This window comes from Actinophytocola sp. (assembly GCF_049647105.1).
Lineage (GTDB): Bacteria > Actinomycetota > Actinomycetes > Mycobacteriales > Pseudonocardiaceae > Actinophytocola.
Map to the genome: position 1 here is coordinate 1 of NZ_JBARWZ010000262.1, position 9,860 is coordinate 9,860.

General features: G+C 68.6%; 6 protein-coding genes and 1 pseudogene. 3 read left to right on the forward strand and 4 right to left on the reverse strand.

Going from position 1 to position 9,860, the window contains the following annotated elements; genetic code table 11:
• The first annotated feature begins 320 nt into the window (after nucleotides 1-320).
• Nucleotides 321-569, forward strand: coding sequence for a WhiB family transcriptional regulator (locus tag WBA97_RS31595; RefSeq protein WP_424234623.1), 249 nt, complete (start codon nucleotides 321-323; stop codon nucleotides 567-569).
• Here WBA97_RS31595 and WBA97_RS31600 read toward each other — a convergent pair.
• The gene (locus WBA97_RS31600) at nucleotides 566-3,631 is read right to left on the reverse strand and encodes a glycosyl hydrolase 115 family protein (RefSeq protein WP_424234624.1); all 3,066 of its coding nucleotides are present in this window, start codon (nucleotides 3,629-3,631) and stop codon (nucleotides 566-568) included. The two genes, WBA97_RS31595 and WBA97_RS31600, sit on opposite strands and share 4 nt — an antisense overlap.
• A gap of 129 nt (nucleotides 3,632-3,760) precedes the next feature.
• Nucleotides 3,761-4,354, reverse strand: a complete 594-nt coding sequence (locus WBA97_RS31605; protein WP_424234625.1) for a class I SAM-dependent methyltransferase — start codon at nucleotides 4,352-4,354, stop codon at nucleotides 3,761-3,763.
• A gap of 122 nt (nucleotides 4,355-4,476) precedes the next feature.
• Here WBA97_RS31605 and WBA97_RS31610 point away from each other — a divergent pair, with 122 nt between their 5' ends.
• Nucleotides 4,477-5,142: an HAD family hydrolase gene (locus WBA97_RS31610; RefSeq protein ID WP_424234626.1), complete on the forward strand. Its 666-nt coding sequence runs from the start codon at nucleotides 4,477-4,479 to the stop codon at nucleotides 5,140-5,142.
• A 23-nt stretch (nucleotides 5,143-5,165) separates the two neighbouring features.
• Here the strand turns inward: WBA97_RS31610 and WBA97_RS31615 are convergent, their stop codons facing one another.
• A complete protein-coding gene (locus WBA97_RS31615) occupies nucleotides 5,166-7,979 on the reverse strand; it encodes a helix-turn-helix transcriptional regulator (protein ID WP_424234627.1) in 2,814 nt (937 codons plus the stop codon).
• A gap of 397 nt (nucleotides 7,980-8,376) precedes the next feature.
• Nucleotides 8,377-8,811 (reverse strand): hypothetical protein, encoded by a 435-nt coding sequence (locus WBA97_RS31620; protein WP_424234628.1) that lies wholly within the window; start codon nucleotides 8,809-8,811, stop codon nucleotides 8,377-8,379.
• A 110-nt stretch (nucleotides 8,812-8,921) separates the two neighbouring features.
• Here WBA97_RS31620 and WBA97_RS31625 point away from each other — a divergent pair.
• Nucleotides 8,922-9,860: pseudogene (locus tag WBA97_RS31625) on the forward strand (hypothetical protein); the annotation flags it as partial.

A 9,860-nucleotide genomic window follows, 5' to 3' on the forward strand; every position in this document is an offset into this window, starting at 1 on the left:
GCGCAGGCATCGAAGTACGGTCCAGTACGACGACGCCTGCGCGGCACCGCCAGGAACCACCTCGATCACGACGGGCATCCACCGACCCTATTCGCGCACCCTCTAACCTGAGACACATCGCCACCCCCGCACGTCGCTGAGGAATAGAGCGGCGGGCGGGGGTGTTTGCGCGTACGCTGTCTTTCGAGCGGCGCGGGAAATCGCGCCCGCAGGGGAATGGCTCGTGCCCGACCGGCACATCACAACATCAAATCTGTTCGCACCTGGGTTCGCGCGTGGGCACATGCGGACCGGCACGCCTGTGATTGGAGGCGGATTACATGAAGATGATCGACGACTGGAGGGACCGCGCCGCCTGCCGGGACGCGGACCCCGAACTGTTCTTCCCCATCACCGAGACGGGGCCCGGTGCTCGTCAGGCCACCGAGGCGAAGGCCGTGTGCGCTCGCTGTCCAGTTCGGACCGAATGCCTCGACTACGCCATCGACGTGGGCCTTGACCACGGTGTCTTCGGTGGCACCACCGAGCGGGAGCGACGTACTCTCGTTCGCCGCGAGCGCGTGGCCTAACGGCCGACGCGCGTGCTCACCGGCGGCCCGAGGTAGCTCGGCGCGAGCCCGCCGGTGTCGATGACCACCTTCTGCACCACCACGGTCGGGTCGACCGCCCACACCTTCAGGACATGCTCACCAGGGCGGTCGACCACGTGGGTGGTGGCCGTCCGGTTCACGTTGTCGGACGTGTTGCGTTCCCACTGCTTGTTCATGGCGGTGTCGTCGGCGCCGGTCGCCGTCGTGACGTTGACCCGTTGCGTCGGCTGACCGTCCAGCGACACCGCGTAGGTGAGGCCGTCCGTGTAGTGCACGTTGTTGCGTGGGGACAGGTACACCCACACGGTCACCGGCCCGGTCGTGGTCAGGTTCACCGTGTACTCCAGCCGCGAGCCGGTCGGTTCGCGGCGGGGCGCGGTCACCGGCGTGGGCCGCAGGCCGTCGCCGTCCCGGCCGATGTCAGGGATCCGCAGCCAGTCACCGACCACCCGGCTCGTGCCGTCCGCGGGCATCGACACGTAGCCGTTCGCCTCGACCCAGCCCGTCGCCGGGCGCTCGGAAGCGTTGTCCACCAAGGCTTCGACGACCACGGACCGCCCGGCACCCGTCACCGTCAACGGCACCCGCGTGGTGCCCTTCGGCGCCCGCTTCCAGTCCACGGCGACCTCGAGCCGCACCTGTTTGTCCACAGTGCCCCGTGCGCGCGACACCGACACCCACGGCTTGTCCGACGTGACGCGGTAGTCGAACGCCGTCGCGCCGCGGTTGAACACCTCCAGGTACTGCGCGGGCTGGCTCTGGTAGCGGCTGAACGTCGGCAGCACCGCGGGGCTCGTCGCCGAGGGCCACCACTGGTCGGAGCCGTCGATCGCGACCCCCATGTCGGCCGCCTCGGGCACCTGGATCCGTTGCACGGCAGGGAACACCTCGTCTGGCAACGCCTCGTTGTTCAGCTCCGGCTGCTGCCACGGCGCGTTCGGCCCATACCGCGCGACGTCGCCGTAGCCGATCTTCGGCTGAGTCTGGAAGTTCTTCCACTTCCCGCCCGCCAGCTCGGTGTTGTAGTACTCCGACATGGCCTGGTCGATGTCGAACAGCCTGCCGGTCTCGTCGGCGAGGTCGTTGGTGGCCGCGCGGCCCTGTGCGGCGTACCGGATGTTGGTGAACTCCGCGCGCCGCAACGCGTACAGGTTCGCGGTCGCCTTCGCCGCGTAGCCGACCAGCTGGTAGTAGGCGTCCTGATGGGACGCGGGGAGCCGTCGCCCGATCCGGTCCACCTCGTCGGCGAGCCGTTGCCAGTCCCCGGTCACGCGATCCATCTCGCGGTAGTTCTCCAGGAAGTACGGGTTCTCCTCGTCGTCGTAGGTGACGGTGGTGCCCGGCCCGCCGGTGATCCGCCGGTTGAGCAGCTCGGGCTTGCGGCGAGCCTGCAGGACGCCGTAGGTGTGCAGCACCTCGGCGATCTCCTCGGCGTGGCGCGAGCCGAAGTTCTCCGCCGCGTACCGCTTCTCCCACGCCGGGACGTCCTTCAGGGGGATGGGTTTCCACGCGTAGTCGAGGAAGAACTGCAGCGGCAGCTCCTCGTTCTTCAGGTCACCGATGTTGACCACCCACAGCTTGTCCACGCCGTAGGAGTAGCTCGTGTTGAGCTGCTCCCACGTGTTCGCGATGTTGATGGTGTCGACCCACTTGTAGTTGCGGCCGCCGCCGACGTAGTCGAAGTGGTAGTACATGCCGTAGCCGCCCGCGCGTTGCGGCAGGGCCGGATCGGGCAGCTTGCGCATGTTGCCCCAGTTGTCGTCGGTGAACACCACCGTCACGTCGTCCGGCGCGCGCAACCCCTTGTCCCAGTAGCGTTGCACCTCCTTGTACAGGGTCCACACCTGTGGCACGTCGGACATGCCGTGGTCGGCGAGGATCTGCCGCTCGGTCGCGATGATCTCCTGCATCAGCTCGATGCCGTCGCCGTCTGGCAGGCCGACGTCGCCGTTGCCGCGCATGCCGAGCGTCACCACGCCCTCGAAGCCCTGCTCCTTCATCCGCGCGACGCCCTCGCTCCAGTACGCCTTGATCGCGTCGCGGTTGCGCCGGAAGCTCCACTCGCCGGTGCCGCCGTACGGGTCGTGGCCGGGGGTCACGATGTTGCCCTCCGGGTCGCGCACCGCGGGTACGGCGTGCCGGTTCCACTCCTCGATGCCGCGCATCATGGGCGCCTCGTGCGAGGTGCCCATGATCACGCCGTACGCCGTGGCCGTGGCGTGGTTGGCCGGATCGTCCTCGGCGAACGCCCTGCCCCACACCGCGGGCCACAGGTAGTTCGCCTTGAGCCGCAACATGGTCTCGAACACGCGCCCGAAGAACTTGCTGTTGAACCCACCAGGATGTCCTGGCGCGAGACCCGCGCCGAACTGGGTCGGTGCCCACCTGCCGAGTGCCGGGTTCTCGTCGTTGATGAAGAAGCCGCGGTACTTCACCGCGGGCGTGCCCTGTGTGTGCCTGCCGGGCAGGACGTACAACGCGCCGGACTGCCGCGCGGGCACGTCGTCCCACCAGTACCAGGGCGAGACCCCGATCTTGCGTGACACGTCGTAGGTGCCGTAGATCGTGCCCCGCTGGTCGCTGCCCGCGATCACCAGCGCGCGCCGCACACCGGGCAGCGGGTGCTCGACCACCTGCTGCACCGAGGTCTCCCACCTGCCCGCGATGCCGCGCACGTCGAGCTTGCCGCGCTCGACGAGGTCGTCGATGAGCGGGCTCTCGCCGATCGTGCCGACCAGCACGGGTGTGCTGCCGGGTGGCACCTCGTCGACGGACACCACGGGCCGCGCGCCGGTGACCCGTTCGACGTCGTCGCGCAGGTCGCCCGCGACCCGCACCACGCCCGGCCGGTCGGTGCCGCTCACGACGATCGGCGCGGCGGCGCCGCCCGCCACGAGCGGGAACGCTCCTGGTCTGGGGGTGGTGACCACATAGGACTCCTCGGCGGCGGCCGGTGGCGAGGCCTGTGCGGGAGCCTGTGCCGGTGACACGGCGGCCGCCGCGAGGAGGGGCAGAGCGAGCAGGGCTGCGGACCGTCGCATGTCGATCTCCGTACTGGCGCAGGGCGGAGCCGAAAGTTTCGGAACACTTCCGTAACCAGGGCACTGTAACCACAGATGTGTCCGAAACGCCAGACTCCTTGTGCGCCAAGGAGTTCGAAACTTTCGGGACTACTTCCTCCTGGCCTTCAGCACGATGTCGCTGACGTGCATCGCCTCGGGCGGCATGTTCACTCTCGGTCTGGTTTCGTGCGTGACGATCGTCCACCGGTCCTCGTCGAGCATGGCGGCGATGTCGGCGGGGGAGTAGTAGTCCTCGGGGTTGAAGTCGGGGTGGTGGTCGTGCTCGTGCCCGGTGAGATCGTGGTGGCCGAACAGCAGCGTGCCGCCGGGGGCGACCGCCGCCAGCATGTTCCGCACCGCGCGATGCCCGGGTTCGCGCCGCACCGAGAAGTACAGCGCGGCCACCAGGTCGAAGGTGCCCTCGGGCAGCGCCGACGTGGACAGATCGGCGTGCGTCCAGCTCACCTTCGCGTCACCGGCGACCGCGGTCGCCCGCTCGAGCGCGACGGGGGAGATGTCGACGGCGGTCACGAGCCAGCCACGCGACGCGAGCCACAACGCGTCCGCGCCCTCGCCGCAGCCGAGGTCGAGTGCCTGTCCCGGCGGCAGGTCGGCGACCTCGGCGACGAGCAGGCCGTTCGGCGCGCCGCTCCAGAGCTGGTTCTTCTCGCGGTACAGGTCGTCCCAGAACTGTTGATCCATGCCCCAACGATCACCCAGACGATGCGGTGGTGACAACTCCAATTGCCATAACAGCAACAAGCACACCAGGATGGACGGGTGGGCCGGTCGGTCGGGGAACGTGACGAAAGTACTGTGGGGGCATGATCAACGGCGTCCTGTTCGACTTCTCCGGCACCCTGTTCCGCTTCGAGCCCGGCCCCGGCTGGCCCGCCACCACGTTCGACGAGACGATGCGCGAGCGGCTCACCACCGTGCTGACCTCGCCGGCCCTGTCGGCCGACCACCTGCCGCCCGACCTGGCCGACGCGTGGGCCCGCCGCGACCTCGACCCCAGCGTGCACCGGACCGTGTACCTGGCCTCGCTGGCGTCGACCGGGTACGAGCTGACGCCGGAGCAGACCGAGGTCGTGTACGAGAGCCTCAGTTCGCCGGACGTGTGGTACCCGTACCCGGACACGGCGGAGGTGCTGCGCGCGCTGGCGGCGGCGGAGGTGCCGGTGGCCGTGGTCAGCAACATCGCGTGGGACATCCGGCCCATGTTCCGGAAACTGGGTGTCGAGGACCTGGTCGCCGAATACGTGCTGTCCTATGTGGAGGGTGTGGCCAAGCCGGATCCGAAGATCTTCACACTGGCGTGTCAGCGCATCGGTGTTGCGCCGGAGCAGGCCGTGATGGTGGGCGACAGCCCAGAGGCGGACGGCGGCGCGTCGGCCATCGGCTGCCGGAGCGTGTTCGTCGACCCGGTGCACACGGCGTCCCGCCCGTCCGCACTGCGCGCCGCGATGGCCGACGTAGGGGCGCTGTGAATCGAACAACCCCGAGTTGTACGTTACCCGGCCTTGACGTTCTCGGCAGCCTCCCTGGCGATGTCGATGCGCGACCGCACCCCGAGCTTCGCGAGGATGTGCGACACATGCGTACCGACCGTCCGCGGTGACAACACCAGCTGCTCGGCGATCTGCCGGTTGGACATCCCCTCAGCCACCATCGCGGCGATCTTCGTCTCGGTGGGGGTGAGGCTGCTCCACCCGACCTGAGCCTGCCGGTGTTTCGCCCTCGGCCCCCGCCGGATCCCGAATCGCCGCAGGTGAGCACGCAGGTGGGCAAGATCCCAGTTGGCCCCGAGCTGGTCGTAGAGCTCGTCGGCCCGGGTGAACGCGGCCCGGGCCGCGTCCTTCTCGTCCTGCCCAGCGAACCCGATGGCGGCGGCTTCGAGGGCTTTGGCACGCAGCAGCGGCCGCCCGGCATCCCGGTACCGGTCGGCGGCCTGCTGCAAGAGGAACGGATCCCGGTCAAGCAGGCCGCGACAGTAGGCGGCGGTCCCGAGCCGATGCGGCACCGTCGACCGCCGCGCCAGGGTGGCGGCCTGATCAGCCACATCGGCGGCGGCGCCGAAGTCCCCGGTGAAGGCGGCGAGCCGCGCCGCCTCAGGAAGAAGGTCCTCGACCTCGTCCAGTTCCTCGGCATCACCCCCGACCCGAGCCGTGAGCACGGCGAGCGCCTCTTCGGGCTGGTCGTTGATCTCCCGATCCAGACTGTGGGCGAGGATGAGGGGCGCCACGACCCGGTTGCCGAGCTGGTCAGCCCTCAACGCCGCCAGCTCCAGATGGCGGCGCGCGGCCGTGGCGTCGCCGCGATGGAAGGCGATGACGGCCGCGATGCCGCGGTCGCAGCACGAGGCGCTGGGATCCTTGAAGTCGTCGGTCAGTGTCTCGACCTCCGCGGTCGCGTCATCCCACCGGCCGACCTGGAACAGCAGCTGCCCCAGCGCACTCTGTGCCTGCGCCAACCGGACGAGACTGCCGGTGCGGTCCGCGAGCTGCCGCACCCGGGCGGCGGTCCCCAGCGCTTCGTCATAGCGGTCGAGATTGCCGAGTGCGATGGCCTTGTTGATCTGCAGTAGCAGCCCCAGGTCGTTCAGCTCGGGGGCGTTGCCGATGACACCGATCGCACGATCGAACAGCGGCAGCGTGAACGCCACCTCGCCGCGCATCGTCGACACCAGGATCATCACGTGAAGGGCCCAGCCCAGTGCCCACTTGTCCCCGGCCTCCTCGGCGGCGGCCAGCGCCTTGGTCGCCACGTTCCCCGCGACGGACACCTCGCCCAGGGCGCGATGTGCCCGTGCGGTCAGTACCAGCAGCCGCGCCCGCTGCTGCGGGGACATCTCCGCGAGCTCGTACGCCTCTTCGAGCGCCTCCAGTGCTTCGTCGGGACGGCCGAGCATGGTCCGGCTCTGCGAGACTGTCCAATGTAGATCGACGAGTAGGTCGGGATCCTCGACGACGGCTAACGCGCGCGTGGCGATCTGCACGGCCTCCGCGCATTCGCCCGCGCGGTAGAGGGCTTCGGCAAGTCGGCAGACCAGCACCGCGCCCCGCGTGCTGCTCGCGGGGGTACGACTCGCCGCTTGGCGCAACAGTTCGATGGCCGTCCTCGGAGCCTGCGCCACGAGTGTCGGGGCCGCATCGACCGTCCAGTTGAGTAATGACTCGTCCAGCGGATCCGGGTTGGGCGCGCTGATCGCCTGCAGTAGTTGACGCGCGACCCGCTGCGTCGGCACGCCGGCCTCGGCCAGCGCCCTCGCGGCGTCCCGGTGCCACGCCGGCCGGAGTGGCGCGGCGATGTCGTCGTACAGCGCCGCGCGGATCAGCGGATGCCGGAACGCCAGCTTGTCACCGACATCCTTGAGCACCCGCGCGGTGCGGGCGTCGTCAATGGCGGGCACCAACTCGCCCACGCGCCTGCCCAGCACGATGGCGAGGTCGGAGACGGGGAACTCGTTGCCCAGCAACGCTGCGGCCTGCAGTATGTTGCGGACGCCCTTCGGCAGGAAGTCGAGCCGGTCGGAGATCGCGCCGATGAGAGAGCCCGGCACCGGGCCGCCGGTCACCTCCACCGCCCCGGACTCGTTCACGGTGAGGCGCTGAGCACGCACGAGCGAGTCCATGAGTTCGGTCAGGTACAGAGGGTTGCCCGCCGCCTCGGCCGCGAGGCGGAGCAGGTTCGTACCGGGTGCGCCGTCGGACAGCGTCGAGATCAGCTCGCTGACGGCCTCGTCGTGCAAACCTTCGAGGCGAAAGGTGTTGTCCGCGCCGACCACGCGACGCACGGCGAGCAGTTCGTCCCGCTGAGGGACCGGCCGCAGGATGCCGATGAGCAGCAGCGCCGTGCGGTCGACAGAACGTGCCAGCCACTCCCAGACGCTGATGGTGGACAGGTCAGCCCACTGCAGGTCGTCGACGACCAGCACAGTAGGGGTCTCGCTGCACAGTTCACTCATGAGCGCGAGCATCTGCTCCGCTGCGGCCATCGCGGGGTCGGCGGCACTGCTGACTTCTCCGCGCAGGAGACGCTGGATGGTGTCGAGCCGAGGTTCGGCCATCGCCCCGGCGAGCAGTGCGTCCAACAGCGGCTGGAGGGGGAGCGCCTGACCGATCTCGTCGCACTCTGCCCAGTAGGAGCCGAACCCGCGCTCCTCGGCGGCCTCGACAGCAACGCGGGCAAGTGAGGACTTGCCGATCCCGGGTTCACCCTCGAGAAGGATTGCCTGCCCGGATCCACTTGCGAGAAGGTCGACCAATCCTGTAAGACGGTGGATCTCGGCCTCACGGCCAACGAGTGCGCAGGCATCACTCGGCATACCACGACAGTATTGGGAGTCGTGGCAGGGAACAACGGTCGGCGGCCATGTTACGCCAACCGTGGGCGTGCTCATTCTGTTAGCCGTTCGTTAACACTCAGTTATCAGTAATTACTTGGGTTTCGTGCGATCCTTTTTGTGGGAAATAGCTTTACCCCACCTCCAAACCTTCGACGCGGTAGTCCGCGTCATTTGGCGGGCCTTTTTGATCCCTCTGTGTGTGGCATCGGGAGTCGGGATGAGAATCGCGCGAATAGTGGCTGCCATCGCGGCAGCCGTGGGTCTGGCCTTGGCTGTTGGCGGTCCTGCCTCAGCCGACCCACCTCCTATGATGTACGACAGCTTGACGACGTTCATGATGTATGACTGAAGATCGAATACACCGGCAATTGTCGGCTCAACCCGCAATTGACCTCGTGTTACCTCTGCTGCAGGGCGTTTCCGCGGTGTTTGCCCCACCGTGGTGGCGCCCTGCAGCTCTGTGTACGGCTCGGTCCTGCAATGCGTAGCCCAGATTAACGAGGCGGCCGCCCAGGCGGCATTCGTCGGCCACGGCAATCCCTTCTCGGCGCCGGGCGTCGGTGTCCAGCATGCGTAGCACGAACCTGGCAATCTGGTTGTTCACGCTACTCAATTCAGCGGCGAGAACCAGTTCGTCGTGCCATTCGTCGGCAGCCACCGTGTCACCCCGTGAAATTGTCTCTTCTGCTTTCCGGATATTGACAGTCTTGTCGGTGTCGGTGACGGAGACATCGGTCAAGTGACGGATGTCCGAAGGGCAGTTGCCGGGGCTGTTCTTGCGCTGATCGGGTGACCTGGCATGCACGGGCAACCGGATCTGCTCACTGCTCGTGCATTCGTAACACTGGCGATCATGTAATGGAGCACGCTCCGTAACCGACCTACGGGCGTGGCATACCGAATGGCGCAGAGGCCGGTGCCATGAGCCAGTCGCCGGCCGATCCAGAAGAGGTCTTTCCCGGTGCCGCCTGGTTGTTCCGCCAGATCGCGGCCGCACCGGGTGGTGCCCTGACCGCGGCTGTCGTGGGACCCGGGGGCACCGGCAAGTCTGTGCTGCTCAAGGCCATCGCCGCCGCCTATGAACGCGCTGGTGTGCGCGTTGCGCGCGTGGACGGGGACACCGCGCCACCGGACGGTGTGCCACTGCTGGTCGACGACGCCCACCGGTTCGGACCCGCCACCCTCGACGCCCTTCGGGCGCGTGCCAAGGCCGACGGCGTGCGCATGATGGTCACTTACCGTCCGTGGCCGCGGCCCGACGGGCTGTCGGCATTGGGGGCACAGCTGTCCCGCCACCACTCGCCTGTCGTGCTCGGGCAGCTCGACCGGGACGAGGTGGCAGCGCTCGTCGCGAGGCGTGGCAATTGCCAGCCGCCGGACACGCTGGTCGCGCTCGTGCTCGAACAGTCCGGCGGCTCGCCGATGTTTGCCGGGATGGTGACGCAGGCACTGCTCGACACCGGCCGCTTCGACCCCCGCCATCCCGACCGGTTCCGCCGCCCCAACCGCGTCTCCGTGTCGCCCGGCCTCGCCGAACGGCTGCGTTACCTCCTCGAGGCCCTCGACCCACCCATCCACGACCTCCTCGAGGCACTGGCCCTCGGGGCGCCACTTGACGCCGACGTCCTCGGCGCCCTCCTCACCACCGCCCCCGCCGGGCTGACCGACACCGTCGAGGCCGCCCGCGCCACCGGCCTCGTCACCGAGACCGGCGACCTCATCGTCTTCGTCCGCAACCTCGTGCTGCGCGCGATGCCCGTCCTGCGAGCCAGGGACATGCAGCGGCGCCTCGCGGAGATCCAGCTCGGCAACGGCGGCCCGGTGCTGGCCGCCGGCCGCAGGCTCGCCGACGCCCACGCC